Origin of the sequence: Rhodovulum sp. BSW8 (assembly GCF_003314725.1) — a bacterium.
Lineage (GTDB): Bacteria > Pseudomonadota > Alphaproteobacteria > Rhodobacterales > Rhodobacteraceae > Rhodovulum > Rhodovulum visakhapatnamense.
Genome location: NZ_QNVX01000027.1, coordinates 103,734 through 129,007, shown reverse-complemented (window position 1 = coordinate 129,007; position 25,274 = coordinate 103,734). Strand labels below are relative to the sequence as shown.

Genomic DNA, 25,274 nt, shown 5'->3' with positions numbered 1-25,274 from the left:
AGGAGTGTTTCAGAATGTCCCTTTTCCATCGGTCCCGGCGCGCCATTTTCGCCCTGCGCGACGGGGGTCTGGCAGGGCTTGCGCTGGCGGGCCTTGTTGCCGCCGGGCCCGCCTTTGCCCAGCAGTTCGAGAAAAACATCCTGACCGGCGGACCGACCGGCACCTATATCCAGTTCGGCCGCGACATCGCCCGCATCGCCGGGGAGTGCGGCCTCACGCTCAACGTGCGCGAAAGCGCGGGGTCGCTGGAAAACTTCGTCGGCGTGCGGCAGCGCAGCTTTACCCAATTCGGCATCGTCCAGAGCGACGTGCTGGAATATCTGCGCACCTATGCCTCGAACGATCCCGAGATCGCCCAGACCATCGCCGGGGTGCGGATCGCCTTTCCGCTTTACAATGAAGAGGTTCACCTGCTGGCCCGGTCCGATATCGGCAACCTCGCCGATCTGGCGGGCAAGCGGGTCGCGGTGGGGGTCGAGGACAGCGGCACCTATGTGACGGCGACGCTGGTGCTCGACCTGACCGAGGTCGCGGCCGAGCGCGTGACCATCGGCCCCGACGAGTCGCTGCGCCAGCTGCTGGCGGGCGAGATCGACGCCTTCTTCTATGTGGCGGGCGCGCCCACCAGGCTGTTCCAGGATCCCGGGATTTCCGCCGAGCGGTTCCATCTGCTGGCGCTGACCGAATCGGTGCTGCAGGCGGTCTATACGCCCGCCACGATCGCCGCCGACACCTATCCCTTCCAGAGCGACCCGGTCGAGGCGGTGGCGGTCAAGGCGGTGCTGATGACCTATGAATACCAGATCGGCAAGAACGGCTATCACCGCGCCAGCTGCGACGCGGTGCGCAGCATCTCGCATCTGGTGCTGGCGAAGTTCGCCGAGCTGAAAGAGACCGGCCATCCGAAATGGACGCAGGTCGACCTGACCGACATTCCGCCCGGCTGGGAGGTCGGGGCCTGCGTGAACATGGGTCTCGATCCGGAGTTCTCGCTGCCCTGCACGCGCAACGCGGCCCCTGCGGCCGAACCGGCGATGAGTGCCGCGAACGCGACCTACCGCCGCCGGATCTGCGACGCCATCGGGGGCTGCTGAGGCCCTGCCTTCGCGGCCCCTGCATCCGGGAAAGGGCTATTCCGGGGTCAGCGGCTGCCACTCGGTCGGGGCGCCGGTGCCCGCCCGCACCCGCCACCAGGCCAGCGCGGGCCGGGAGGGCAGGGCGATCCGGGCGGCGGTCAGCGGCGTTGCGAAGACCGCCGAGGGCGGCCCCGGCTCGGGCGCCAGTTCGACCACGAAGGGTCCGCTTCCCTGCCAGACAAGTTCGGCCACGCCGTCGGACAGGGCCGAGGCCAGCGGCCAGGCCTGGGCGCGCTCGGGTTCGGCCGGGCGCTCGGGCAGGTCCGACAGCCTCGCCCGTGCGGCGTCGACCTCGACCGAGGCCGTCATGTACCATTGCCGCGCGGTGTCGATGTCGCGGCCCACGCCGTCGCCGACCTCGTAGATCTGGCCCAGATAATAGGCCGCCCGGGCCTGACCGTTCACCGCGGCGCGGGAATAGGCGATGGCGATGTCGAGCAGGTCGGTGCTGGCCAGAGCCTGCCGATAGAGGCGCTGTGCGGCGCGCGGATCGGACGGGGCCGCATGCAGCGTGACGGGCGGCACGGCTGCGGCGGCCAGCGCCGCGGCCGGGGGCTTCGGGGCCGGACGCGTGGCGGCGGTGGCCGACAGGCCGATCAGCGGCTCGGCCCCGGTTTCGTCGATCCGCCGGGTCAGCGCGGCAAGCCGCAGCTCGGCCTCGGCGATCCGGTCGCGCAGCCCGGCCAGACCGGCTTCGGCGCGCGCGGCCTCGGACCGGGCGGTATCGCGGCGGATTTCGGCCGTGCCGGCCTCGGCACTGGCGGCGCGAAGCCGCGTTTCGATGGCGTCAAGCTCGGTCCGGGTCGCGGCAAGGCGGCTCTCGGCGGCCACGAGCCGGGCTTGGGTATCGTCGAGCCGCCGCGCGGCTGCGCGGGCCTCGGCATCGGCGGCTCCGGCGGCGGCGCGGGCCTCGGCCAGCCGGTCGGACAAAGGCGCAAGGGCGGCGTCGGGTCCGATGCCCGCACCCTGACCCGACGCGGCCAGTCGCGGCTCGATGGTGCCGGGCTCTGCGGCGGGATCGCGCCCCGGGCCGGTGAGAAGCGCCAGCGCGCCAAGGCTTGCAGCAAGGCCGATCCCGGCCCCGGCAAGGGCGGCGATGGCACGCCCCCCCCCGGCTGCGCCTGCTGGCAGGTACGGCCGGGGCCGCGGCGGGCGGCGCGGCGAGGGGGGCGGGGGACGGCTTCGCCGAGATCCGGTCCGTCATCGGCGCGGCCGGTGTCGCCGGTGCCGTCGGTGCCGCCGGGGACGGTGCGGGGTCGGACGGGAGATGAAACTGGATCGTGTCGGGCAGGCTTGGCGGGCGTGCCGCGGTCGTCCCGGCCATGGGATCGGCTTCGGGCACGGGGCCGGACCGATCCGCGGGAGCCGCGTCAGGGGACGCCCCGGGCGGCATCGGCGCGGGGTCGGCCGGGCGGGCGGCATGGGGCGCGGGACGGTGCGCGGGACGGTGCGCGGGACGGGGCATCGCCTGCGGCCCGCCCGCATCGGGCGTCTCGAAGACGCAGCTGTCGGCGCCGGACGGGTCGGTCCAGTCTGCCAGAACGCTGCGCACCAGCGCCGCGTCGGGCCGGGGCTGGCGCGCGGCGTAGGCCGCGTTCAGGCAGCGGTCGCACAGCACGTTGACCAGGCGCGGGACGCCCTGGGCCTGACCATGGATCAGCGCCATGGCATCGGCATCCAGCAGCGTCCCGGCGGAACCGCCCGCCGCCGCGATCCGGGTGCGGATATAATCGGCGGTCTCGGCCGCGGTCATCGGTTTCAGCCGGACCACGCTGTCCTCGGCGAGGCTCAGGAACGAGGGGCGGGCCTGGGACAGGTGCGGTTCGAGCTCGGGCAGCCCGGCCAGCACCACCTGAAAGGCCGCGCCGTCGCCCCGGTCGGGATGCGCCACCCGGTCGAGCATCTCGAGCCCGCAATCCGAAAGGCCCTGCGCCTCGTCGATGGCCAGCAGCGGCAGCCTGCCCGCGGCGCGGATATCGGCCAGCACGGTTTCGACCCGGGCCAGCAGCGTATCGAGATCGGCCGCGCCCGCCTCGGCGCCGAAGGCCGAGAGGATCCAGCGCAAAAGCGCAGGACCGTCGCCGGTGGGGTTGGTCTGGAAGGCCGGGCGGAAGATGTCGGCCAGCGTCTCGTCGCGCAGAAGCGCGCGCAAGAAGGTGGTCTTGCCGGTGCCGGTATCGCCCAGCACCAGCGCCAGAGGCGCGCCGTCGATCAGCGCCAGCCGGAGGCGTTCGAAATCATGCCAGTGCGGGTCGGTCCAATGCACGGACCCCTCGCATGGCGCGACGCCGAACGGTCGGTGCGCCAGCCCGAAGAATGCATCGCACATGGGTGATGCCGTGTCCCTCTTACCACCTTTCCGATAATGCGTGAACGCGCCCGTCAGGTCGAGTCCCGTGCGCAGGCGGTGCGGCGATTGGCCAAAGAGGGGGGCGGCGCCGGGACCGGCAAGGGCGCCGAAGCGCCCTCCGGCACCGCTCCGGCACAGCGCCGGCACCGGGCCGGGGGGCGCGGGGATGGGCCGGTCAGGCCAGCAGCCAGGCCCGGGCGGCGGGATAGTCGTCCTCGTCGAAATACTTGGTCTTGGCGTCCAGCACCATCGGCAGGACGGTTTCCGCAAGCTTCATCCAGGACTTGTCGCCGACCACCGCGATCCGGTAGGGCTGGCGGCGGTGATGGCGGATCAGGCCCAGATGCTCGCCCACCGCCGCCGGACCCTGCCAGCCCTCGAAGCGGCGCAGGTCCACCATCAGGCGATAACGGTCATGGGCCGCGCCATAGGCGTCGAGATCGGGGGTGCGGGCCTTGTAGGAGGCACTGTCGAGCCGGCCGATCAGCTGCACCTCGAGCGCGTCCTCGCCGATTTCCTCGACATGCAGCGCCCCGAGGGATTCGCGCAGCCAGAGCCGCGCCTCGTCGCGCTTGTCGAGATCGAAGGTGCGGACCGGGCAGGGCAGGGTAAAGCCGAACATCCGCACCCCGGCCTCGATCTTGTCATTGTCGGTGACGACGGCGATCTTCTCGAAGCCGCGCCAGTGCTTCAGGCCCAGCCGGGCATCGGCCAGCAGCGCGCCGGGGGAATAGCCGTCGAAATCGGGGCCGATCTGGTAGAGAAGCCGCACCGGCACCCCCCAGTCGCGTGCCCTTGTGACGGCGGGGATCAGGACGGTTTCGTAATCCTGTTCGGTGACGCGCCCGGTCGCCCGGATTTCGAGAAGGCCTTCGGCGGTTTCTTCGGTAATGTCGATCATGGTTCGGAAATCCTCACTGATGACGGTTTGAGGAATATGTAGGGACGCGGCGCCGGGGATCCATCCCCGGGCGGCGGAGAGGGATGGCAGACCCTTGTCATGGGTATTTTTGCCAAGAAGAAGAGGCGGGCCGGGGCTGTGGGGATCAGTTGGCCGGGCAGGGGCGGCAAAGCGCAGGGATGGTTGCCGTAAGCCGGGCCAGCCCGCCGGGCGTCCAGCCGAAGGCCGCAAGGCGGTCGCAGCGCATGGCGCTGACGGCCGCGTCCGAGCGGGGTGGCAGCGGATGGGGAATGCCCTCGGCCTCGGCGACCAGCGCCAGGAGGTCATGGCGGTCCAGCAGGATATCCGAGACGTTGAAGACCCCGCGCGCGCCCGCGTCGCGCAGCAGCCGGGCGGCGGCGGCCAGATCCGCGCCATGGACCTCGGTGCCGCGGCCGGGCGCGATGGGGCGGCCCTGGCGGAAATCGTCGAAGAGCGTCTGCCATTTATGGGGGCGGCCGGGGCCTGCGGGTCCGTAGACGCCGGTGGCGCGCAGGGCGAGCGGGGCGAAGCTGTCGGTGGCAAGCGACAGGAGCGCGGTTTCGGCCCGGGCCTTCACCTCGCCGTACAGCGTGTCGGGATAGGGCGTCAGCGTTTCGGTCAGCGCGGTGCCGGGCGGGTAATGGCCGTAGACCGCGCGGCTTGAGAGAAAGACGAGGTGACGGAGCCCGGCCGCGCGCGCCGTCTCGAAAAGCGCGATAGAGCCGTCGAGATTGGCGGCCGCGAAGCCCGCCGGATCGCTGCCCTCGCCGCCCCGATAGCGGCCGGGCAGATGGGCGAAGGCGCAATGAACGAGCGCGCCGAGGTTGGAGAGGTCGGGACGGTCGCCCAGCGCATAGGGGCGAAAGCCTGTCGGGGCCGAGAAAAACCCCGGCGGCGGCGGGGTGCGGCCGAGGATCGTGACAGGCTCGCCCCGGGCCAGCGCCTCTTCGACGAAGAAGCGCCCGACAAGGCCGGTCGCGCCGGTGACGGCAAGGCTCATGGCGCGGCCGGTCCGGGCAGGGTGGCGGGATCGGGGATGGCGGCGCCTTCGGCATAGGCGCGCCAGAGGTCGATCAGCGGCTTGAGGCGATCGGCCTTGGCATGGTCCTGCCAGGGCTTTTCATACTGGAAATGCAGCACGCGGATCTCGGGCCAGGACCAGAGGTCCGGCAGGGTGAACCACACATATTGCAGCATGTTGCAGAAGACCGGCAGCCCGTGCCAGTCGGGGAAAAACTCCTGCAGGAAGGTCTGGTCGGTCCGGCGCCAGAAGGCGCCCGGCGCATCGAGCCGGTCCATCATCGCCGCGAAGGTCGCCTGCGAGGGGCGCGCGGTAAAGACGCCCGAATTCATCCGGTGGAAATCGGCGAGGCTTTCATAGACGTTCGGGGCCGCGCAGAATTCGGGATAGTCGAAGAGCCGGTCGATATTCTGCAGGACCAGCGTGTCGGCATCGAGAAAGACCGCACGGTCGTAGTCGAGCTGCCAAAGGCGCAGCTTGCAGAAATTGTCCAAAGGCGTGTGAAAGGCCGGTTTCTCGCCCTTGGTGAAGGGCGCCTCGCGGTGCAGCCTGTCGCGGGCATGGGCCGTGTTGAAGGCGGCCGAGGTGGGCAGCAGGTCGGTTTCGACCAGCCGCGCACCCAGATCGGCGAGCGGCGCGAGGCTGGCCGCGTCCACGCCGCCGGTATGCAGGACGCAGATATCGGCGCCGGTCCCCGACAGCGCCAGGGACCGGACCAGCGCCCTGGCCCCCAGCGCGAAATCGGCGTTGGTGACCAGGGTGACATAGGCATCGTGGCCGCCCGCCGGACGGGCGGGCCTGAGACCGTCGCTCACGAGACCGATTTCAGCCGCTTGCCTTCCGGATCGCGCTCGACCCGGCTGGCCAGATCGCGGGTCCAGGCCGAGACGCAGGGCACGCGCTTGCGGTCGACCCGGTGGGCGAATTTCTTCGCGATCTCGACCACCTCTTCCAGCAGGCCCTCCTGCAGGGTGATCGGGTCGAGCCCGAGGCCGAGGAAGTTGTCGTTTTTCACGATCAGCTCGTTCTCGGGGGCTTCCTTGCGGGGGTTCGGCAGATAGGCGATCCTGGCGCCGGTCATCTTGGCCACCAGCTCGGCCAGATCGCGGACCCGGTGGGTTTCGGTCATCTGGTTGAAGATCTTGACCCGCTCGCCCTTGGCGGGGGCATCCTTCAGCGCCAGTTCGATGCAGCGCACGGTGTCCTGGATATGGATGAAGGCGCGGGTCTGCCCGCCCGTGCCATGCACGGTCAGCGGATAGTCGATGGCGGCCTGGGCCAGGAAGCGGTTCAGGACGGTGCCGTAATCGCCGTCATAGTCGAACCGGTTCACCAGCTGCGGGTGGCGCTTGGTCTGGTCGGTATTGGTGCCCCAGACGATGCCCTGATGCAGGTCGGTGACCCGCACCCCGTCGTTCTGGGCGTAGAACTGGAACAGGATCTGATCGAGCGACTTGGTCATGTGATAGACCGAGCCGGGCCGGGTCGGATACAGGATCTCCATCCCCTTGGACCCGCCGGGCGTGTCGATCGAGACGTCCAGATAGCCCTCGGGGATCGGCGCGCCGACCGTCGAATAGCCATAGACCCCCATCGTGCCCAGATGCACCAGATGCGCGTCGAGCCCGGTCTCGACCATCGCCACCAGCAGGTTATGGGTGGCGTTGATGTTGTTGTCGACGGTGTAGATCTTGTGGCGGTCCGAGATCATCGAATAGGGCGCGGCACGCTGTTCGGCGAAATGGATCACCGCATCGGGGCGGTTCTCGGCCAGCCAGTCGCGCAGGCGGTAATATTCCTTGGCGAGGTCGATCAGGTGGAAATGGATCTGCTCGCCCGAGGTTTCCTTCCAGATCCGGCAGCGTTCCTGGATCGAGTCCATCGGCGTCAGCGACTGCACGCCCAGCTCGGTGTCGATCCAGCGCCGGCTGAGGTTGTCGATGATGTGAATCTCGTGACCGAGGTTGGACAGGTGCAGCGAGGTCGGCCAGCCGCAGAACCCGTCGCCGCCAAGAACCGCAATCTTCATCGACATCTCCTTTCGGGGTCAGAATACCGGCGGCGCCAGGCCGCCAACGCGCCGTCCGTTAGCGGACCGGCAAGGGGAAAGTCATTTGAAACTTTTGTGTCAGCGCCCACCCCTGCTCCATAGACATCACATATGGAACGGCTTTTCCACCCGGCGGCGGGCTGCGACCCTCTGCCTCGCCCCCGGACCGGAGGCCAACCGGGGCGGTCGGAGACCGGGCCGCGGTCCGCCCGGGGACCGGATCGGGGGCGGCGGGACGACTCGGGAACCGGACGCGGCGGTCTGCGTTGAAACAGAACCGGCCGGGCCGGGACAGCGTTGGGAAGGACAGGGACGGGCGCGATGGCCGGGGCGGCAAGCATACCCCTTGGGACGAAAGCGGCAGCCTTCTGGTGCATCGCCCGGATTGCGGAACGCCCGAACCGCATCCGGCGGCTGCACTGGCCGCATCCTCGTCCCGGGCGTCCGGATCGGGCGCCCGTCGTAGTCCGGCAGGTCATGCCCTGCGAGGCCTCAGCGGCCCCAGCTGCGCACCGGACCGCAATCCATGTGCACGAAGTCCGAGCGCGAATAGCGCCCGACGCCGCCCGCATGGCAGGCGCTGGCGGCACGCGCGATCTGGTCGACCGACCGGCTTTTCAGCCGGATATCGGCGGCCTGACCCTTCATGTGCAGGGAATTCTTGGCCACGCCCGACGAGCGCGAGCGCAGCATCGCATTGGTCTCGGGGGTGCGGTAGCCCGACAACAGCATGTAGGGTTCGCGCACGTCCATCAGGCTGTGCGCGGCCGCGAGGATGTCGAGATTGCGCAAATCCATCGAGATCGCCGAATCCGTGCGCCAGTCGCGCATGAAATGGTTGATCTCCTTCACGACCTCGCCGATGTACTCGCCATCGATCCAGTAGACCGTGTCGATATTTTCGCCGGTCCGGCCGGAATACATCCGGACGCGCCGGACATCGCCGGCGCCGCGCATCAGGCCGAAGGCGTTCGAATAGGTGGGTGCAGCCGCCACGGTCGTCGCCGCGAACGCCGCCAGCACGCCACGGCGCGTCAAGCAGTATGTGGGTGTCGTCATGTTATCTCCGCCTGCCCCAGTCGATCCAATACCGCGTTTTCGCGGCGTTTTTTTTGATCGAGCCCGTCTCCGGCGCCCTGTCACCCTATCTCACAACTCAAAGACCGGGCCAAGTTTGGATTCGGCTCGGCCGTCCGGCGCATCCAAAAGTGGCAAGATCTTGCTCACTTAACGAGCGTTCTCGGCCATTTCGCTCCGATAGGGCGGAACCGCCACGGTTAACCCGGCGTTGACGCAACGCTGTCTAATAGCAGTGGACAGCGAGCGGCAATTGACCGATTGTTGGTTCCGTTCGCGCGACTGGAACTATCTGAACGGGAATGACTTAATGCCTTTGTCCCACCTCCGCGGGGCCGCCTTTGCCGGTCTCGTCGCCGCCTGCTTCGGGTTTGCGGCCCCGGCCCATGCCGAGACGGAACTGACAGCTTTCAAACAGGCGGTGGCCGCGGCTGCGGTACAAAACGATGCCATTGCGGCGTTTTATCGGGACCGGGACTATGCCCCGTTCTGGACCTCGGCCGATGCCGCGGCCCGGCGAAGCGCGCTTGTGACCGTTCTGGGCGAGGCCTCCGAACAGGGCCTGCCCGCCGCGCGCTACGATGCCGATCGCCTGGTCGAGACCTTCCGCGAGGCCCGGACCCAGCGCGCCATCGGCCGCGCCGAGGTCGCGGCGATGCGGATGTATCTGGACTATGCCCATGATGCCAGCCGGGGCGTGCTGACGCCCGGCGCCGTGCTGTCCGAGATCAAGCGCAAGGTCGACCGGCCCGCGCCCGCGACGCTGATCGAGGGCCTGGCTGCAGCGCCCTCGCCGCTGGCCTATCTGCGGGCGCTCTCGCCGCAAAGCCCGGAATATGCCCGTCTGATGCGCGAGAAGATCCGCCTTGAACGGCTGATCGCCGCGGGCGGCTGGGGCCCCGAGGTCGGCGGCGGCAAGATCGAACCCGGCCAGTCCGGCCCGCGCGTCATCGCGCTCAGAAACCGGCTGATCGCGATGGGCTACCTGCCGCGCACCGCGACCCAGACCTATGACGCGACGCTGCAGAAGGCGGTTCAGGCCTTCCAGTTCGACCACGGTCTGACCGCCGACGGCGTCGCCGGGCCCAGCACGGTGCAGGAACTCGACGTGCCGCCGGAACGCCGGCTGCGCTCGGTCCTCGTCGCGATGGAGCGCGAGCGCTGGCTTGGCAATGCCCGCGGCGACAAGCATGTGCTGGTCAACATCACCGATTATCATGCCCGGATCGTCGACAAGGGCGAGGTCGTGTTCGAGACCCGGTCGGTCGTCGGCCAGAACGCCCACGACCATCGCACGCCCGAATTCTCGGACGTGATGGACCATATGGTGGTCAATCCGACCTGGAACGTGCCGCGCTCGATCGCGGTGCGCGAATACCTGCCGCAGTTCCAGAACAACCCCAATGCCGCGGGCCATCTGATGCTGGTCGACGGGGCCGGGCGCGTGGTCACCCGCGCGGCGGTCGATTTCACCCAGTACACCGCCTCGAACTTCCCCTTCGACCTCAAGCAGCCGCCCTCGAACGGCAATGCGCTGGGGCGGGTGAAGTTCATGTTCCCGAACCCCTACAACATCTATCTGCACGACACGCCGTCGAAGTCGCTGTTCAACCGCGAGACCCGGGCCTTCAGCCATGGCTGCATCCGGCTCAGCGACCCCTACGACTTCGCCTATGCGTTGCTCGCGACCCAGACCGACGATCCCAAGGGGTTCTTCGCGGCCAAGCTGAACAGCGGCCGGGAAACCCGTGTCGATCTGGAACATCCGCTGCCGGTGCATCTGATCTACCGCACCGCGATGGGCGAGCCCAAGGGGCGGATGCAGTATCGCCGCGATGTCTACGGGCGCGATGCCGCTATTTTCGACGCGCTGCAGGCCGCCGGGGTGGCGCTTCCGGAGGTTCAGGGCTAGATCTCGGCCCAGAACCGGCAGGGGCGGCCGCGCGGCACGCTCCGGCCAACCGGGCAGGAGATTGGCATGAGCTTCACGATCCAGGAGATCGCAACCGCCCTCGGCGCCCCCGCCGAGGGCGATCTCGACGTCAGGGTGACCGGCGCGGCCGAACCGGCGACGGCCGGTCCGCAGGACCTGGCGCTGGCGATGGACCCGAAATATGCGGGCGGTCTGGCCGAGGGCGCGGCGCAGGCGGCGCTGCTCTGGGCGGGCGCCGACTGGCAGGCGATGGGGCTGAAGGCCGCGATCTTCGCGCCGCGCGCGCGCCTTGCGATGGCGGGGCTGACCCGGATGATGGACCCGGGCCCCGAGATCGCGACGGGCATCCATCCGACGGCGGTCGTCGATCCCACCGCGATGATCGGGGCAGGGGCCGCGATCGGCCCTTATGCGGTGATCGGCGCGCGGGCGCGGATCGGGGCCAATGCCCGGATCGCGGCGCATGCGGTCGTGGCCGAGGACGCCCGGATCGGCGATGACGCGCTGCTGATGTACGGCGTGCGGATCTGCGCCAGGGTCAAGATCGGCGACCGCTTCATCGCCCAGCCCGGCGCCACGGTCGGCGGCGACGGCTTTTCCTTCGTCACGCCCGAGAAATCGGCGGTCGAGGCGGTCCGCGAGACGCTGGGCGATACCGGGTCCTCGCGCCAGCAGCATTATACCCGGATCCATTCGCTGGGTGCGGTCACCATCGGCAACGATGTCGAGCTGGGCGCCAATTCGACCATCGACCGCGGCACGATCCGCGACACGCAGGTCGGTTCGGGCACCAAGATCGACAATCTCGTGCAGGTCGGCCACAACGTGCAGATCGGCGAAGACTGTCTGCTCTGCGGGCTGGTGGGCGTCGCCGGATCGGCCCGGATCGGCAACCGCGTGGTGCTGGCCGGACAGGTCGGCGTCAATGACAACATCTTCGTCGGCGACGACGTGATCGCGGGCGGCGCGACCAAGATCTTCTCGAACGCGCCGGCCGGCCGGGTGCTGCTGGGCTACCCCGCGATGCGGATGGAAACCCATATCGAGGCCTACAAGGGGCTGCGGCGGCTGCCGCGTCTTTTCGCGCAGGTCGCCGCGCTGCAAAAAGCGGTTTCAAAGCTGGCCGAGAGAGACTAAACCGACGCTGATTCAGGGGCAGAAAGGCTTTTCATGTCTGAGAACGTCAAGGACAAGGTCATCGAGATCATCGCCGAACAGGCGGTGCTGGAGCCTTCGGACGTGAAGATGGAGTCGACGCTGGAAGATCTGGGGATCGACAGCCTCGGCCTGGTCGAATCGATCTTCGCGATCGAGGAAGCCTTCGATATCCAGGTGCCGTTCAACGCCAACGAACCCACCGAAAGCGAATTCGACATTTCCTCGGTGGCGGCCATCGTGACGGCCGTCGAAAGCCTGGTCGCCGAAAAGCACGCATGAAGCGCGTCGTAATCACCGGCCAGGGCACGATCAACGCGCTTGGCCATTCGGTGCCCGAGACGCTGGCGGCCTTCCGCGAGGGCCGCTGCGGCATCGGCGAACTCGACATTCAGGACCTCGACCGGCTGTCGATCCGGATCGGCGGTCAGGTCCGGGGCTATGACCCCGAGGCGCATTTCAATCGCCAGCAGATCGCGCTTTACGACCGGTTCACCCAGTTCACCCTGCTGGCCGCGCGGCAGGCGGTGGGGCAGGCGGGGCTGACCTTTTCCGACGAGCTGTCGGAAGAGGCGGGGGTCGTGCTGGGCACCTCGGGCGGCGGCATGAACACGCTCGACGAGAATTACCGGTCGGTCTACGAAGAGGGCAAGAACCGCGTCCATCCCTTCGTCGTGCCGAAGCTGATGAACAACGCGGCCGCCAGCCACGTCTCGATGGCCTACAATCTGAAGGGCCCGAGCTTTACCGTGGCCACCGCCTGCGCCTCGTCGAACCACGCGATGGGGCAGGCCTTTCAGATGATCCGGTCGGGCATGTCCCGGGTGATGGTCACCGGCGGGTCGGAATCCATGCTGTGCTTTGGCGGCATCAAGGCCTGGGAAGGCCTCAGGGTCATGTCGAAAGACGCCTGCCGCCCGTTCAGCGCCAACCGCAACGGCATGGTGCAGGGCGAGGGCGCGGCGGTCTTCGTCTTCGAGGAATACGAGCATGCGACGGCCCGCGGCGCCGAGATCCTGGCCGAGGTGATCGGCTTTGCCATGACCTCGGACGCCTCCGACATCGTGATGCCCTCGCGCCAGGGCGCGGCCCGGGCGATTGCCGGGGCGTTGCGCGACGCGCGGCTCGCGCCCGCCGATGTGGGCTATATCAACGCCCATGGCACCGGCACCGCGGCCAATGACAAGACGGAATGCGCGGCGGTGGCCGATGTCTTCGGCGCCCATGCCGACCGGCTGATGATGTCCTCGACCAAGTCGATGCATGGCCACCTGATCGGCGGCACCGGCGCGGTCGAGTTGCTGGCCTGCATCATGGCGCTGCGCGAGGGGGTCATTGCGCCGACCGTGGGCTATGAAGAGCCCGACCCGGAATGCGCGCTCGATGTCGTGCCGAACGAGGCGCGCGAGGTCCAGGTCGATGTGGTGCTGTCGAACGCCTTCGCCTTTGGCGGGCTCAACGCCGTGCTGGCCTTGCGCAGGGTCTGACACGCCGCCGCTGCACCGACGAAAAACGCCGCCCCAAGGGGCGGCGTTTGTGTTTGCTCACTTTGTGTTTTCTCACCTGGCCCGTGGGTCAGTTCTGGCCCGACATCGTCGACAGCGCGTCGTCGAAGGCCGCGGTGAAGCCCGCCAGCGACATGGTGATATTGGCCTTCTGGTCGGGCGCGACCAGCGGAACGATCACGACCTTGGCTTCCTTGCCGCCCTTGAACGCGGCAAGGTCTTCGGCCGACAGGGCAAAGCGGGCGACGCAGGCCTGCGGCGTGCAGAAGGAAAACCGGTAGCGTTTGGCCTGGCTCGTATCGATCTGCACCAGCAGATCCTCGGACAGCAGGGTTTCCAGCGGCGTCGCGACCTCGACCGCCGCGACGCGCGGCGCGGCTGCGGGCGGCATCGGCGCGACCGAGACCTGGGCCACCGCATTGTTGTCAGCGTCGCGCAGCAATTGCTGCATGTTGCAGGATTCCCGCTCGTCGGCCCTGACGCAGACGACGCGCCAGTCCTTGTAGGTTTCCTTGACGAAGGCTTGCGGCGCCTTGGGCGCCTCGGCCTGGCCCATCGGCAATTGCTCGGCCGGCGTGCTGTCGACCTGGGCCGGGGTTCCGCTGGATTCGGGCTGGACCGGGGCGTCCTGCGCCAGGGCCGGTGCCGCCAGCGCGGTCAGCATGGCCAGTCCCAGGGGTCCGAAAAACTCTCGCATCGTCGTGCCTGCCTTTCTTGGATGCTCGTCGATGCCGGTCTACACCAGCGCCGCACGGCTGTCAGGGGGCAATCTGGGGCACTGGCAACGCTTCGCCACCAATGGAAAAAGGGCCGCGTCGCGACCCTTTTCCCTTGTTCTTGCTCCCTGTCGGACGGGCCGACCTTTTTGATGAAAGGAAGCTACGGAGTTTGCCGGAACGCGTCAACATGCAAAGAAAGGCCGCGATTCAACCTCAGGGAGATCAAAAAAAGGCCGCATCGCGAAGATGCGGCCAGTCCATCAGGGAGGAAGACCCGCCCGAGCGAAAAGCCCGGAAAGCGGGATAGAAAGCAGCCTGACAGTCAAAAGTTAAATAAGTATTGTCAAATCGGCCTAAAATTTGCGGAGAATTACAAATGCCGGGCGATATCTTTCTGGGCGGCGCCGGGGCGGACCATGCCGATCCGCAAGTGTTGCGGCTCGACAAGGCCAACCGGCACGGGCTGATCGCCGGGGCGACCGGGACCGGAAAGACCGTCACCCTGCAGATCCTGGCCGAAGGGTTTTCCGCCGCCGGGGTGCCGGTGCTTCTGGCCGACGTCAAGGGCGATCTCTCGGGCCTCGGTGCGGCCGGAAGCCCGGCCCTCCGCCCGCATGACGACTTCGCCGTCCGGGCCGCCCGGATCGGCCTCGGCGATTACCGCTACAGGGCCTTCCCGGTGACCTTCTGGGATGTCTTCGGCCGCGAGGGCCATCCGCTGCGCACCACCGTGGCCGAGCTCGGTCCCCTGCTGCTGTCCCGGCTGCTCGAGCTGAACGAGGTTCAGGAGGGCGTGCTGACCCTGGCCTTCCGCGTCGCCGATGACGAGGCGCTGCCGGTCGTCGATCTCGAGGATCTGCGCGCGCTGCTGGCCTGGGTCGGCGCCCGGGCCGAGACGCTGTCGCTGCGCTACGGTCATGTCTCGGCGGCCTCGGTGGGCGCGATCCAGCGGCGGCTTCTGGTGCTCGAAAGCCAGGGCGGCGCGCATCTCTTCGGCGAACCGGCCTTGCAGCTTTCCGATCTGCTGCTCACGGCCCCCGACGGGCGCGGCCGCATCGGCATCCTCGCCGCCAAGGCGCTGATGACCGCGCCCCGGCTTTACGCCACGCTGCTTCTCTGGCTTCTGTCCGAGCTCTTCGAGACGCTGCCCGAAATCGGTGACCCCGAAAAACCCCGGCTGGTCGTGTTTTTCGACGAGGCGCATCTTCTCTTCGACGACGCCCCGAAGGCGCTGGTCGACCGGATCGAACAGGTGGCGCGGCTGATCCGCTCGAAAGGCGTGGGCGTCTATTTCGTCACCCAGTCGCCGGACGATCTGCCCGAGGATGTGCTGGGCCAGCTCGGCAACCGGGTACAGCACGCGCTGCGTGCCTTCACCGAACGCGACCGCCGCGCGCTGGCCCGCGCCGCCGAAACCTATCGCGACAATCCCGGGCTCGACATCGCCACCGCGATCCGCGAGGTCGGGACCGGCGAGGCGGTCACCTCGATGCTTGATGCCAAGGGGGCGCCCGGTCCCGCCCAGCGCACCCTGATCCGTCCGCCCGCCTCGCGGCTCGGCCCCCTCGACCCCGATGCCCGCGCGGCCCTGATCGCGGCCTCGCCGCTTGCGGGCCGCTACGACACCCCGCTCGACCGCGACTCGGCCGCCGAGATGCTGGCCGCACGGATCGCGGAAATCGCCGCGCCGACCGAGGCTCCCTCCGCCCGCCGCTTTTCCGGCCCGCATTCTCCGGCCCGGTCTGTCCCGCGCGACGGTTCCCGCGCCGAAAGCCTCGGCGCGGCCCTCGGTCAGGCCCTGATCGGCGAGCTGTCCGGCCCGACAGGACGCCGCCTGGTGCGCGGTCTTCTCGGCGGGCTCTTTCGCAAGCGGTGACGCGCGCCCGGTCTCTTCTTCTTGGCCGAAATACTCCCGCCGGAGGCGCCGCGCCCCTAGGCGCGGCCCGGCCCAAGGCCGGACCAGCGGCGCCGCAGGCGCCGTGCTGGCCGGGGGCGGGAGCCGCCCGCCCGCCCGGCCATCTCAGAGCGGCCGGATCTTCAGACGGGTGATCCGGTTCGCCTGCCGCTGCAGCACCTCGAACCGGAAGCCATGGAACGAAAAGACCTGCCCCGGGGTCGGGATCGACTGGGCCTCGTGAATGACGAGCCCGGCGATGGTGTTGGCCTCCTCGTCGGGCAGGCTCCAGTCCATCGCCCGGTTCAGGTCGCGGATCGTCATCGCCCCGTCGACCAGGATCGCCCCGTCCTCGGTCCGGCGCAGCGGGCGCTCGCTGTCGATGTCGAACTCGTCGGTGATCTCGCCGACGATCTCCTCAAGGATATCCTCCAGCGTGATCAACCCGCGCAGCGCGCCATATTCGTCGACCACCATCGCGAAATGGGTGTGGCGGCGCAGGAATTCCCGCATCTGGTCGTCAAGCGTCGTGGTGTCGGGCACGAAATACGGCTTGCGCGCCACATCCAGAACCCGAAGCTCCGAGATCTTCTCGGGCGATCCGTCCGGCCCGCGCACCAGCCGCTCGACCGCGCGCAGCAAGTCCTTGGCATGGATCACACCCACGATGTTCTCGGGGTCGTCCTTGTAGATCGGCAGCCGCGTGTGCGAGCTTTCCAGACAGGTCATCAGGATCGTCTCGGGCGGCAGGTCGGCGTCGATCACCTCGATCTGCGAGCGGTGCAGCATGATTTCCTCGACCGTGCGTTCGCTCAGATCGAGCGCGCCGAGGATGCGGTCGCGATCCTCCTTCTCGACCACGCCCTCGGAATGGCCCAGTTGCAGCGCGCCCGCGATCTCGTCCCGGACCGCCATGATCTGGCTGTCGGGATCGGCCCTGACCCCGAACAGCGCGAGGATCTGGCGCACCAGCGCACGGACGGCACTGACCACCGGCGACAGGATCAGGATGATCGGCCGGATCAGCGGCGACACCCGCGATGCGGCCAGTTCGGGATTGGTGATGGCATAGGTCTTTGGCAGAACCTCGGCGAAAACCAGCACCACCAGCGTCATCACCAGGGTCGCCAGCGCCACGCCGGAATCGCCGAAAAGCCGGGTGAACAGCGTGGTTGCCAGCGAGGTCGCGAGGATGTTGACGAAGTTGTTGCCCAGCAGCACCGAGCCGATCAGGCGCTCATTGTCCTCGGTGATGGTCAGCGCGGTTTCGGCGCCGCGTTCGCCCTTGTCGGCGCGGGCGCGAAGCTTGCCGCGCGAGGCGGCGGTCAGGGCGGTCTCCGATCCGGAAAAGAAGGCCGACAGCAGCAGCAGACCGACGATGGCGGCGCTGGAAATGAAAAGGGCCGCGTCTGCGACCGTGGCGGGGCTGTCCATGGGTCTCTCTGTTCGGGACTGTCCGTCTGGTTATGGGGGCAGGGCGGCCCGCGATCAAGACGGTCCGGAGTCGCGCGCCAGCGGGTGATGCTCCAGAACCAGATCGCGCAGCCGGTCCTCCAGCACATGGGTGTAGATTTCGGTCGTCGAAACATCGGCATGGCCCAGAAGCGTCTGGATCGCCCGCAGATCGGCGCCGCCCGCCAGCAGATGCGTGGCAAAGGCGTGGCGAAGCGTGTGCGGCGTGACCTTGGCCGGATCGACGCCGCCCGCCACGGAAAGCTCCTTGATCAGCACGTAAAAGCGGTGCCGCGTCAGATGGCCCGCCTGACCGCGCCCGGGAAAGAGATACCGGCTGGCGGGCAGGCCCTTGGCCCGGGCCGCCTCCTCGGCGGCGTCGCGCTCGGCGATCCAGGCGGCCAGCGCGGCGCGTGCCCCCGGGGTCAGCGGCACCATCCGTTCCTTGCCGCCCTTGCCCCGAACCAGCAGCATCCGCGGATCGCCCCGCGCCGCCGCCACCGGCAGCGTCACCAGCTCGCTCACCCGCATGCCGGTGGCGTAAAGCACCTCCATCAGGCAGGCATTGCGTGTCGCATCGTGCGGGCTGCGGCCTGCGGCCTCGATCAGTCGCTCGACTTCGTCCGGGCTCAGGGTCCTCGGCAACCGCCGCGCCCGGCCGGGTCCGCGGATCTGCAAAGCCGGATTGTCGGTGCGCCAGCCCTCTTCATAGGCAAAGCGGTAAAGCTGCTTGATCGCCGACAGCCGCCGCGCCCGTGTTGTCGGCGCCAGCCCCTCGGCCTCGCAGGCGACCAGATAGGCGGTGATCTCGGTTTCAGTGGCGGTCTCGAAGGCGCCGCCGCGCCGGACCAGAAAGCCCGCGAAGTCCTTCAGATCGCGGCCATAGGCCAGCTGGGTATTGGCGGTGGCGTCCTGTTCGGCCGCCTTGGCCTCGAGAAAGGCCGAAATCCAGCGCGCGGCATCGGGGGTCATCCGCGCCGCTCCAGAAGCATCAGCTGCAGCGCCGATTGCCGCGCCACATCCTCAAGCCCCAGCTGCCGCAAGAGCCCAAGCCCCCGTGTCACATCCAGAATGTCGCCCTGCGCACCATCGGTCACGAGGTCGATGGCCGCAAGGATCGCCTCGCCCAGCCGCTTTTCCTCGATCAGCCGCGACGGACCCGGCCCCAGCGCGGGCTGGTCGAACCCGTCCTGCAGCGCCGCGGCGAGCGAGCCAAGCGGCGGCAGACCTTGCAGATCGCCCCGCGCGATGCCGACCAGAAACGCCTCTTCGTTGGTCTGCGGCTCGCGGGTCCGGGCAATCTCTTCGTACTCGTCGCTCAGAAGCCCGATCCGGAACGCCAGCGCCCCGGCCGGACTTCCAAGCTTCATCCGGGCAAGGCGCGGCCCGTAAAGCTGGGCGAAGGGGACCTCCAGTTCGGCCGAGACCATCGCCGTCCAGGCCGCATCGAGGGTATCCGTCACCGCCTCGGGCCCGCCGGACAGGATCGCGAGATCGAAGGCCTGAAGCGCCGCGACCCGGTCCCAGAGCCCGCCGGAGGCGGCGGGCTTGCGTTCGGTCCAGACCCCCAGCAACTCGTTCGGGGCCAGCGCCCCGGTCCGGGCCAGCCGCTCGGCCGCCTCTATCCGGGCCTTCCAGCCGGCGGTCGAACGCATGTCGGCGCGGGCGAAGGCGACGGGCAGGGTGGTCGTGGACAACGGCTCGCCGATCGCCTCGCGCATCCGGAAGATCAGCGGCGAGGGCCGGGTCGGCAGCGGCAGCGCGTCGCCCTCTTCGGCCAGCGCCGGGTCGAGGAAGCGGGCCAGAAGCGCGTCCTCCTCGGGCTTGACGAAGCCAAGCGCCAGCCCGGTTTCCAGCGTCAGCGCCGCCGCGTTCCAGTCGCCGCCGCGCGCAAGGCAGAAGATCCGCACCGGAAAGGTCGGCGCGATGCCGGGATTGGCGCGCATCGCCGAACAGGCGCGGTCCTCCTGCCCGGTCAGAAGCGAGATGTCGAACCAGCGCCGGAAAAGCGACGGGGCGGTCGGCCCGGCGCGTTCGACCAGCGCCTGCGCCTGATCGAGCGCGCCCAGATCCAGCAGCTTGTCGAGCCGCGCCAGCAAAAGCTGCCCGTCGGCCCCGCCACCCGTTGGCGGGTCGAGCTCGGCCAGCAGCAGCGTGACCAGCAGCTCCTGCACCGCGGGCAGGGTATCGACGCGCTCGGCCCTTATCGCGCGCGCGATGGTCTGGGTCTCGCCCGGCCCCCAGAGATCGCGGGGCAATCCGGTGACCTGCGCGGGCAAAAGCCCGACCGCGTCGATCAAGGTCGTGCCCAGCGGCACAACGGTGATGGGCTCGGCGCCGGGCACGGGGCTGATCGTCGCCGGGGGCTTTCTGGGGCCGGGGGCCGCCACCGAATCCGACAGCCAGTCGATGGCCGACAACGGACGCTCGGCCCAGGCGGGCGCGCCCGCCGCCAGTACAGCGGCCAGCAGCAGGGGGACCCGCGCCCTAGTCGACATCGAGCGTGAGGCTTTGCGTCACCGTCTGCTGTTGGGGGTCCATGTCGCCCAGATAGGCGAAGCCCACCAGCCCGACGAATGAGATGAAAATGATGAAAACCAGTGCCTTGAGTAGTCGCACCATGCCGGTCTGCCTTTTTCGGTCTGCTCGCGCGTTTTCCGCCTTTGCCCGATTATAACTGGCATTCCTCCGGAGTTCACGCCATTCAGGGGCAGAAATCTGCGACGGTGGCGGGAGGTTGCCCAGGTGGGCGCGAAGTTGAAGAAAACGGTGGTTCTGGTCGGGTTGATGGGGGCGGGAAAGACGGCGGTCGGAACGGTCCTGGCGCGGCGGCTCGGGGTGCCGTTCCTCGATTCGGACGCCGAGATCGTGAAAGCCGCCGCGATGACGATTCCCGAGATCTTCGCCCGCGACGGCGAGGCCTTCTTCCGCGCCCGCGAGGCCGAGGTGATCGCCCGCCTGCTGCGCGCCGCGCCGGGCGTGCTGTCGACCGGCGGCGGGGCGTTTCTGGGCGAGGCCAACCGCGCCGCGATTTCGGGGCTCGGCGTGTCGGTCTGGCTCGATGCCGATCTGGATCTGCTGTGGCAGCGGGTGCGGCACAAGGACACCCGGCCGCTGCTGCGCACGCCCGACCCCTATGGCACGCTGGCCGAGCTTTACCATGCGCGGCGACCGTTCTACGCGATGGCCGATCTGGCCGTCCGCGCCGATCCGCGCTATTCGATCGAGGACATGGCCGGGCGCGTGATCGAGGCGCTGAAAACCCGGCCCGACGTGATGGAGGCGGCGTGAGCGCGACGGTCGAGACGGTGCATGTGGCCCTGCCGGGGCGCGAGTACGACATCCGCATCGGCGAGGGGCTGCTGGCCCGGGCCGGGGCCGAGATCGGGCCCTTGTTGCGGCGTCCGCGCGTGGCGATCCTGACCGACGAGACGGTGGCCGCGCTGCATCTTGCGGCCTTCCGCGCGGGTCTTGGCGATATCGAGGCGCCGGCGCTGGCCCTGCCTGCGGGCGAGGCCACCAAATGCTGGGCGCAGTTCGGCCGCGCCGTCGAATGGCTGATCGAGCAAAAGGTCGAGCGGCGCGATATCGTGGTGGCACTCGGCGGCGGGGTGATCGGCGATCTGGCGGGCTTTGCCGCCGCCGTGCTGCGCCGGGGCGTGCGCTTCGTGCAGGTGCCGACGACGCTGCTGGCGCAGGTCGACAGTTCGGTCGGGGGCAAGACCGGCATCAACTCGCCGCAGGGCAAGAACCTGATCGGCGCCTTCCACCAGCCCTCGCTGGTGCTGGCCGATACAGGCGTTCTGGGCACGCTTGCGCCGCGCGATTTCCTCGCGGGCTATGGCGAGGTGGTGAAATACGGGCTTCTGGGCGATGCCGCCTTCTTCGAGTGGCTCGAGGGGCAGGGACCGGCACTGGCGGCGGGCGATGTCGCGGCGCGGATCGCGGCGGTGAAACGGTCCTGCGAGGCCAAGGCGCGGATCGTCGAGCGGGACGAGACCGAGCAGGGCGACCGCGCGCTTCTGAACCTGGGCCACACCTTCGGCCATGCGCTGGAGGCCGCGACCGGCTATTCCGACAGGCTGTTGCATGGCGAGGGCGTGGCCATCGGCTGTGCGCTGGCCTTCGAGCTGTCGGCGCGGATGGGGCTTTGTGCGCAGGAAGACCCCAGCCGGGTGCGCGCGCATCTGGACGCGATGGGAATGAAGAAGGATCTGGCCGACGTCCCGGGCGATCTGCCCGACGCGGACGGGCTGATCGCGCTGATGGGGCAGGACAAGAAGGTGCAGGACGGCACGCTGCGTTTCATCCTCGCGCGCGGGATCGGCGAGGCCTTCGTGACCGCGGAGGCCGATCCGGCGCTGGTCAGGTCGATCCTTGCCGAGGCGCTGGCGGGGCGCTGATCAGCCGCCGCGCCGCGCCATGAAGGCCAGCCGCTCGAACAGCTGCACGTCCTGTTCGTTCTTCAGCAGCGCGCCATGCAGCTTGGGCAGGGCCGAGCGGCCGTCCTTGCGCAGATCCTCGGGCCGCATGTCCTCGGCCAGAAGCAGCTTGAGCCAGTCGAGCACTTCCGAGGTCGAGGGCCGCTTCTTCAGCCCGTCGGTCTCGCGGATCTCGTAAAAGCGGGTCAGTGCGGCCTGCAGCAGGTCCTGCTTGATGCCCGGATGATGGACCTCGACGATCTTCTTCATCGTGTCGAGATCGGGGAAACGGATATAGTGGAAGAAACACCGCCGCAAAAACGCGTCGGGCAATTCCTTTTCGTTGTTTGACGTAATTATGACAACCGGCCGTTCTTTTGCTTTCACCGTTTCGCCGGTCTCGTAGACGTGAAACTCCATGCGGTCGAGTTCCTGAAGCAGGTCGTTCGGAAATTCGATATCCGCCTTGTCGATTTCGTCGATCAGCAGCACCACCTTTGCGGGGGCGGCGAAGGCCTGCCAGAGCTTGCCGCGGCGGATGTAGTTGGCGACGTCATGGACCCGTTCGTCGCCCAGCTGGCTGTCGCGCAGCCGACTCACCGCGTCGTATTCGTACAGCCCCTGCTGGGCCCGGGTCGTGGACTTGATATGCCATTCCATGAGCGGCATGCCCAGAGATTGGGCAACCTGGCGCGCAAGCTCGGTCTTGCCGGTTCCCGGTTCGCCCTTGACCAGCAGCGGCCGTTCCAGCGTCACGGCGGCATTCACGGCCACGGTCAGGTCGTCTGCGGCGACATAGGCGTCGGTGGACCCGAATTTCATCGCAATTCCGCCTCTCAATCCATTGAAATCGGGGGCGACCATAGCGCCCCTTCACAAAGCTTCAAGCGCCATGTAAGGGACCACAAACCTCGTGACACGATACGGCGATTGGGCTACACGCGAGCCCAGGTGCGCCGGGGGAGAATGATTATGAAACAGGTTTCGCCCGGCCCAGAAGAGGGAGCAGGGATGAAAGCCGAAGTTTTCTTGCCCGACGATTATCGTCCCGCCGAGGACGAGCCGTTCATGAACGAGCGCCAGCTCGAATATTTTCGCCGCAAGCTCATTGCCTGGAAGAACGATCTTCTGAACGAAAGCCGCGAGACGCTCGAAGGGCTTCAGGATTCGAGCCGCAACATTCCCGACATCGCGGATCGTGCCAGCGAAGAGACCGACCGGGCGCTGGAGCTGCGGACCCGGGATCGGCAGCGCAAGCTGGTGGCCAAGATCGACGCGGCGCTCCGGCGGATCGACAATGGCGAATATGGCTATTGCGAGGAGACCGGCGAGCCGATTTCGCTGAAACGGCTCGATGCGCGTCCGATCGCGACCCTGAGCCTCGAGGCTCAGGAACGGCACGAGCGGCGCGAACGGGTGCATCGCGACGACTGACGGGGAGTAGGTGTGGCCCGGTGCAGGGCCGGCGTGTAAGAGGTACCGGATGCTCCTGGGCAGCCGAAAGATCACCGTGCTCGGGGCCGGCATCGCCGGCCTCGCCGTTGCAACCGCGCTGGCGCGGCACGGGGCCGAGGTCGTGGTGCTGGAACGCGCCGACGCGATCCGCGAGGTCGGCGCGGGTCTGCAGGTCAGTCCCAACGGGGTGGCGGTGCTGCGGGCGCTGGGTCTTGGCAATGCGCTGGCCGCGAGGTCGGGCCGGGGCAGCGCCGTCGTCCTGCGCGACTATCGCCGCGGCGCGCGGGTGTTGCGGCTGGATCTGTCGCGCGGCGCCCGGGACTACTTCTTCGTCCATCGGGCCGATCTGATCGACATTCTGGCCGACGCCGCGCGCGCGGCCGGGGTCCAGATCCGGCTGTTGCACGAGGTGACCGGGCTTTCGCTGGAGGGGGACCGGGCCGAGTTGATCACGGCGCAGGGCGCGCGGGCCAGCAGCGATCTGCTGATCGGGGCCGACGGGTTGCATTCGGTGGTGCGCGCGGCGCTGAACGGGCAGGTCACCCCCCGCTTTGCCGGCCAGGTCGCCTGGCGCGCGCTGGTGCCTGCGCGCGGCAAGGTGCCGCCGGTGGCCAATGTGCATATGGGGCCGGGCAAGCATCTGGTGCATTACCCGCTGCGCGGCGGCGACATGATCAACATCGTGGCGGTGGAAGAGCGCGAGGCCTGGGTCGAGGAAGGCTGGAACCGGACCGGCGACCCGGACGCGATGCGGCGGGTCTTTGCGGATTTCGGCGGCGAGGTGCCGCGCCTTCTGGAGCAGGTGCACAGCGTCAATCTCTGGGGCCTGTTCCGGCATCCGGTGGCCGAAAGCTGGTATCGCGGCCCGGCCGCGATCCTGGGCGACGCGGCGCATCCGACCCTGCCGTTTCTGGCGCAGGGCGCCAACATGGCGCTGGAGGATGCCTGGGTACTGGCTGCCGCCCTGGCCCGGCATCCGACCGCCGAGGTGGCCTTTGCCGCCTATCAGGCCGAGCGGCGCCCGCGCACCGCGCGGATTGTCGAGATGGCCAGCAAGAACGCGCGGAACTATCATCTGAGCTTTCCGCCGCTGCGGCTGGCGGCGCAGACGGCCTTGCGGCTGGGCGGCATTCTGGCGCCGGGCGCGGCGCTCAGGCGGTTCGACTGGCTTTACGGCTACGATGCCGCGGCGCGCTATCCGCTGCCGGCGGCCGCGGTGTGAAGCTGCGGTGACGAAGCCGCGGTGACTTGGCGTTGACCGGGGCGCTCCCGCCCCCGGGACGGCGCGGCAAAGCCGCTTGCCCGGGCTTGGGCCCGGCCGCGGGCCAGGGCCCGCGGCGGTCGGTCTTCGGGTGGCGCGGGAGCCGCGCGGCTCAGGCGTCGAGGTCGATCCAGACCGGCACGTGATCCGAGGGTTTCTCGCCGGCGCGCTGCCCGGTTTCGATCCGGCAGTCGGTCATCAGGTCGGCGGCCTGCGGCGTCAGCAGCATGTGGTCGATGCGGATGCCGTCGTTTCTGTCCCAGGCGCCGCCCTGGTAATCCCAGAAGGAATAATGGCCCGGCCCCTGCACCCGGGCGCGGAACGCCTCGGTGAATCCGAGGTTCAGCACCCGGCGGAACGCCGCGCGGGTCCGGGGCAGGGCCAGCGCGTCCTTCGCCCAGGCCTCGGGCCGGGCGGCGTCCTCGTCCTGCGGGATCACGTTATAGTCGCCCGCCATCACGGCCGGTTCCTCGGCGGCCAGCAGTTCGCGGGCGCGGGTTTCCAGCCGGGCCATCCAGGCCAGTTTGTAGTCGTATTTCGGCCCCGGTGCCGGATTTCCGTTGGGCAGGTAAAGCCCGCAGATCCGCACCGCGCGGCGGCCCATCACGGTCGCCTCGATCCAGCGGGCCTGGGCGTCCTCGTCATCGCCCGGAAGCCCGCGCCGGACGTCCTCGAGCGGGGATTTCGACAGGATCGCGACGCCGTTGAACCCCTTCTGGCCATGTGTTTCCAGATTGTAGCCCCGATCCTCGAAGGGCTCGCGCGGGAAGGCCTCGTCGACCGACTTGATCTCCTGCAGCACGGCGACATCCGGAGAGGACGCATCGAGCCAGTCGAGCACGGCCGGAAGCCGCGCCTTGACGCCATTGATGTTGAAACTCGCGATCTGCATCGGCGGCTCCGTTTGCGCTGCCCTGCGACTA

The 25,274-nt window shown here is 68.7% G+C and carries 24 protein-coding genes; 10 read left to right on the top strand and 14 right to left on the bottom strand.

What is annotated here, in order from left to right; genetic code table 11:
* Positions 1–14: 14 nt before the first annotated feature.
* Positions 15–1,094, top strand: a complete 1,080-nt coding sequence (locus DSD19_RS12745; RefSeq protein ID WP_113669855.1) for a TAXI family TRAP transporter solute-binding subunit — start codon at positions 15–17, stop codon at positions 1,092–1,094.
* A 36-nt stretch (positions 1,095–1,130) separates the two neighbouring features.
* On the opposite strand, the gene DSD19_RS21475 is transcribed toward DSD19_RS12745, so the two are convergent.
* The 7 genes from DSD19_RS21475 to DSD19_RS12715 all read right to left on the bottom strand — a co-directional run bounded on the left by DSD19_RS21475 (position 1,131) and on the right by DSD19_RS12715 (position 8,538).
* Positions 1,131–1,967, bottom strand: a complete 837-nt coding sequence (locus tag DSD19_RS21475; RefSeq protein ID WP_133260429.1) for an SEL1-like repeat protein — start codon at positions 1,965–1,967, stop codon at positions 1,131–1,133.
* Positions 1,924–3,465, bottom strand: a complete 1,542-nt coding sequence (locus tag DSD19_RS22630) for an ExeA family protein (RefSeq protein ID WP_113669854.1) — start codon at positions 3,463–3,465, stop codon at positions 1,924–1,926. The genes DSD19_RS21475 and DSD19_RS22630 overlap by 44 nt, the downstream gene beginning before the upstream one ends.
* 196 nt (positions 3,466–3,661) lie before the next feature.
* Positions 3,662–4,387, bottom strand: a complete 726-nt coding sequence (locus DSD19_RS12735) for an STAS/SEC14 domain-containing protein (RefSeq protein WP_075786019.1) — start codon at positions 4,385–4,387, stop codon at positions 3,662–3,664.
* A gap of 145 nt (positions 4,388–4,532) precedes the next feature.
* Entirely contained in the window at positions 4,533–5,408 is an 876-nt protein-coding gene (locus DSD19_RS12730; RefSeq protein ID WP_113669853.1) for an NAD(P)-dependent oxidoreductase, read from the bottom strand.
* Entirely contained in the window at positions 5,405–6,244 is an 840-nt protein-coding gene (locus DSD19_RS12725; protein ID WP_113669852.1) for a glycosyltransferase, read from the bottom strand. The genes DSD19_RS12730 and DSD19_RS12725 overlap by 4 nt, the downstream gene beginning before the upstream one ends.
* Positions 6,241–7,458, bottom strand: a complete 1,218-nt coding sequence (locus DSD19_RS12720) for an NAD-dependent epimerase/dehydratase family protein (RefSeq protein WP_113669913.1) — start codon at positions 7,456–7,458, stop codon at positions 6,241–6,243. The genes DSD19_RS12725 and DSD19_RS12720 overlap by 4 nt, the downstream gene beginning before the upstream one ends.
* 513 nt (positions 7,459–7,971) lie before the next feature.
* Positions 7,972–8,538, bottom strand: coding sequence for a DUF882 domain-containing protein (locus DSD19_RS12715; RefSeq protein ID WP_075786016.1), 567 nt, complete (start codon positions 8,536–8,538; stop codon positions 7,972–7,974).
* A 328-nt stretch (positions 8,539–8,866) separates the two neighbouring features.
* On the opposite strand from DSD19_RS12715, the gene DSD19_RS12710 reads away from it, so the two are divergent.
* The 4 genes from DSD19_RS12710 (at position 8,867) to DSD19_RS12695 (ending at position 13,131) form a co-directional block, all read left to right on the top strand.
* Positions 8,867–10,468 carry a murein L,D-transpeptidase gene (locus tag DSD19_RS12710; protein WP_113669851.1) on the top strand — a complete coding sequence of 534 codons (1,602 nt, stop codon included), beginning with the start codon at positions 8,867–8,869 and terminating at the stop codon, positions 10,466–10,468.
* A 66-nt stretch (positions 10,469–10,534) separates the two neighbouring features.
* The gene (lpxD, locus tag DSD19_RS12705; protein WP_113669850.1) at positions 10,535–11,626 is read left to right on the top strand and encodes a UDP-3-O-(3-hydroxymyristoyl)glucosamine N-acyltransferase; all 1,092 of its coding nucleotides are present in this window, start codon (positions 10,535–10,537) and stop codon (positions 11,624–11,626) included.
* Positions 11,627–11,659: 33 nt separating this feature from the next.
* Positions 11,660–11,926 carry an acyl carrier protein gene (locus tag DSD19_RS12700; protein ID WP_075786013.1) on the top strand — a complete coding sequence of 89 codons (267 nt, stop codon included), beginning with the start codon at positions 11,660–11,662 and terminating at the stop codon, positions 11,924–11,926.
* Positions 11,923–13,131, top strand: coding sequence for a beta-ketoacyl synthase (locus tag DSD19_RS12695; RefSeq protein ID WP_075786012.1), 1,209 nt, complete (start codon positions 11,923–11,925; stop codon positions 13,129–13,131). The genes DSD19_RS12700 and DSD19_RS12695 overlap by 4 nt, the downstream gene beginning before the upstream one ends.
* Before the next feature lie 88 nt (positions 13,132–13,219).
* Here the strand turns inward: DSD19_RS12695 and DSD19_RS12690 are convergent, their stop codons facing one another.
* On the bottom strand, positions 13,220–13,813 hold the full coding sequence (locus DSD19_RS12690) for an invasion associated locus B family protein (RefSeq protein WP_243627943.1): 594 nt from the start codon (positions 13,811–13,813) through the stop codon (positions 13,220–13,222).
* A 431-nt stretch (positions 13,814–14,244) separates the two neighbouring features.
* On the opposite strand from DSD19_RS12690, the gene DSD19_RS12685 reads away from it, so the two are divergent.
* Positions 14,245–15,744: a helicase HerA-like domain-containing protein gene (locus DSD19_RS12685; RefSeq protein WP_113669849.1), complete on the top strand. Its 1,500-nt coding sequence runs from the start codon at positions 14,245–14,247 to the stop codon at positions 15,742–15,744.
* Between the two features lie 144 nt (positions 15,745–15,888).
* Here the strand turns inward: DSD19_RS12685 and DSD19_RS12680 are convergent, their stop codons facing one another.
* The 4 genes from DSD19_RS12680 to DSD19_RS22590 are packed head-to-tail and all read right to left on the bottom strand — an operon-like array spanning position 15,889 to position 19,836.
* Entirely contained in the window at positions 15,889–17,196 is a 1,308-nt protein-coding gene (locus DSD19_RS12680; protein ID WP_113669848.1) for an HlyC/CorC family transporter, read from the bottom strand.
* Between the two features lie 54 nt (positions 17,197–17,250).
* A complete protein-coding gene (locus tag DSD19_RS12675; protein WP_113669847.1) occupies positions 17,251–18,186 on the bottom strand; it encodes a tyrosine recombinase in 936 nt (311 codons plus the stop codon).
* A complete protein-coding gene (locus DSD19_RS12670) occupies positions 18,183–19,712 on the bottom strand; it encodes a hypothetical protein (protein ID WP_113669846.1) in 1,530 nt (509 codons plus the stop codon). The genes DSD19_RS12675 and DSD19_RS12670 overlap by 4 nt, the downstream gene beginning before the upstream one ends.
* Positions 19,702–19,836 carry a hypothetical protein gene (locus DSD19_RS22590; protein WP_256359773.1) on the bottom strand — a complete coding sequence of 45 codons (135 nt, stop codon included), beginning with the start codon at positions 19,834–19,836 and terminating at the stop codon, positions 19,702–19,704. Before DSD19_RS22590 ends, DSD19_RS12670 begins: the two co-directional genes overlap by 11 nt.
* Positions 19,837–19,959: 123 nt before the next feature.
* On the opposite strand from DSD19_RS22590, the gene DSD19_RS12665 reads away from it, so the two are divergent.
* Both DSD19_RS12665 and aroB read left to right on the top strand, forming a co-directional pair.
* Positions 19,960–20,505 (top strand): shikimate kinase, encoded by a 546-nt coding sequence (locus DSD19_RS12665; RefSeq protein ID WP_113669845.1) that lies wholly within the window; start codon positions 19,960–19,962, stop codon positions 20,503–20,505.
* On the top strand, positions 20,502–21,617 hold the full coding sequence (gene aroB, locus DSD19_RS12660; protein ID WP_113669844.1) for a 3-dehydroquinate synthase: 1,116 nt from the start codon (positions 20,502–20,504) through the stop codon (positions 21,615–21,617). The genes DSD19_RS12665 and aroB overlap by 4 nt, the downstream gene beginning before the upstream one ends.
* Here the strand turns inward: aroB and DSD19_RS12655 are convergent, their stop codons facing one another.
* Positions 21,618–22,457: a MoxR family ATPase gene (locus DSD19_RS12655; RefSeq protein ID WP_075786004.1), complete on the bottom strand. Its 840-nt coding sequence runs from the start codon at positions 22,455–22,457 to the stop codon at positions 21,618–21,620. It lies immediately after the preceding gene.
* Between the two features lie 189 nt (positions 22,458–22,646).
* Between DSD19_RS12655 and dksA the strand changes: the two genes are divergently transcribed.
* On the top strand, positions 22,647–23,069 hold the full coding sequence (dksA, locus tag DSD19_RS12650; protein ID WP_075786003.1) for an RNA polymerase-binding protein DksA: 423 nt from the start codon (positions 22,647–22,649) through the stop codon (positions 23,067–23,069).
* Positions 23,070–23,118: 49 nt separating this feature from the next.
* Entirely contained in the window at positions 23,119–24,312 is a 1,194-nt protein-coding gene (locus tag DSD19_RS12645) for an FAD-dependent monooxygenase (protein WP_113669843.1), read from the top strand.
* A 151-nt stretch (positions 24,313–24,463) separates the two neighbouring features.
* Here the strand turns inward: DSD19_RS12645 and xth are convergent, their stop codons facing one another.
* Complete coding sequence (gene xth / locus DSD19_RS12640; protein ID WP_075786001.1) at positions 24,464–25,243, bottom strand: exodeoxyribonuclease III; 780 nt, start codon at positions 25,241–25,243, stop codon at positions 24,464–24,466.
* Positions 25,244–25,274 lie beyond the last annotated feature (31 nt).

Excerpts from the sequence above, each read along its gene's own strand:
- DSD19_RS12715 (WP_075786016.1), bottom strand. The coding sequence starts at position 8,538 with ATGACGACACCCACATACTGCTTGACGCGCCGTGGCGTGCTGGCGGCG.
- DSD19_RS12685 (WP_113669849.1), top strand. The coding sequence starts at position 14,245 with ATGCCGGGCGATATCTTTCTGGGCGGCGCCGGGGCGGACCATGCCGAT.
- DSD19_RS22590 (WP_256359773.1), bottom strand. The coding sequence starts at position 19,836 with ATGGTGCGACTACTCAAGGCACTGGTTTTCATCATTTTCATCTCATTC.
- dksA (WP_075786003.1), top strand. The coding sequence starts at position 22,647 with ATGAAAGCCGAAGTTTTCTTGCCCGACGATTATCGTCCCGCCGAGGAC.
- DSD19_RS22630 (WP_113669854.1), bottom strand. The coding sequence starts at position 3,465 with ATGTGCGATGCATTCTTCGGGCTGGCGCACCGACCGTTCGGCGTCGCG.
- lpxD (WP_113669850.1), top strand. The coding sequence starts at position 10,535 with ATGAGCTTCACGATCCAGGAGATCGCAACCGCCCTCGGCGCCCCCGCC.
- DSD19_RS12730 (WP_113669853.1), bottom strand. The coding sequence starts at position 5,408 with ATGAGCCTTGCCGTCACCGGCGCGACCGGCCTTGTCGGGCGCTTCTTC.
- DSD19_RS12675 (WP_113669847.1), bottom strand. The coding sequence starts at position 18,186 with ATGACCCCCGATGCCGCGCGCTGGATTTCGGCCTTTCTCGAGGCCAAG.
- DSD19_RS12670 (WP_113669846.1), bottom strand. The coding sequence starts at position 19,712 with ATGTCGACTAGGGCGCGGGTCCCCCTGCTGCTGGCCGCTGTACTGGCG.
- DSD19_RS12645 (WP_113669843.1), top strand. The coding sequence starts at position 23,119 with ATGCTCCTGGGCAGCCGAAAGATCACCGTGCTCGGGGCCGGCATCGCC.
- DSD19_RS12655 (WP_075786004.1), bottom strand. The coding sequence starts at position 22,457 with ATGAAATTCGGGTCCACCGACGCCTATGTCGCCGCAGACGACCTGACC.
- xth (WP_075786001.1), bottom strand. The coding sequence starts at position 25,243 with ATGCAGATCGCGAGTTTCAACATCAATGGCGTCAAGGCGCGGCTTCCG.
- DSD19_RS12720 (WP_113669913.1), bottom strand. The coding sequence starts at position 7,458 with ATGAAGATTGCGGTTCTTGGCGGCGACGGGTTCTGCGGCTGGCCGACC.
- DSD19_RS12695 (WP_075786012.1), top strand. The coding sequence starts at position 11,923 with ATGAAGCGCGTCGTAATCACCGGCCAGGGCACGATCAACGCGCTTGGC.
- DSD19_RS12680 (WP_113669848.1), bottom strand. The coding sequence starts at position 17,196 with ATGGACAGCCCCGCCACGGTCGCAGACGCGGCCCTTTTCATTTCCAGC.
- DSD19_RS12710 (WP_113669851.1), top strand. The coding sequence starts at position 8,867 with ATGCCTTTGTCCCACCTCCGCGGGGCCGCCTTTGCCGGTCTCGTCGCC.
- DSD19_RS12700 (WP_075786013.1), top strand. The coding sequence starts at position 11,660 with ATGTCTGAGAACGTCAAGGACAAGGTCATCGAGATCATCGCCGAACAG.
- DSD19_RS12690 (WP_243627943.1), bottom strand. The coding sequence starts at position 13,813 with ATGCTGACCGCGCTGGCGGCACCGGCCCTGGCGCAGGACGCCCCGGTC.
- DSD19_RS12745 (WP_113669855.1), top strand. The coding sequence starts at position 15 with ATGTCCCTTTTCCATCGGTCCCGGCGCGCCATTTTCGCCCTGCGCGAC.
- DSD19_RS12735 (WP_075786019.1), bottom strand. The coding sequence starts at position 4,387 with ATGATCGACATTACCGAAGAAACCGCCGAAGGCCTTCTCGAAATCCGG.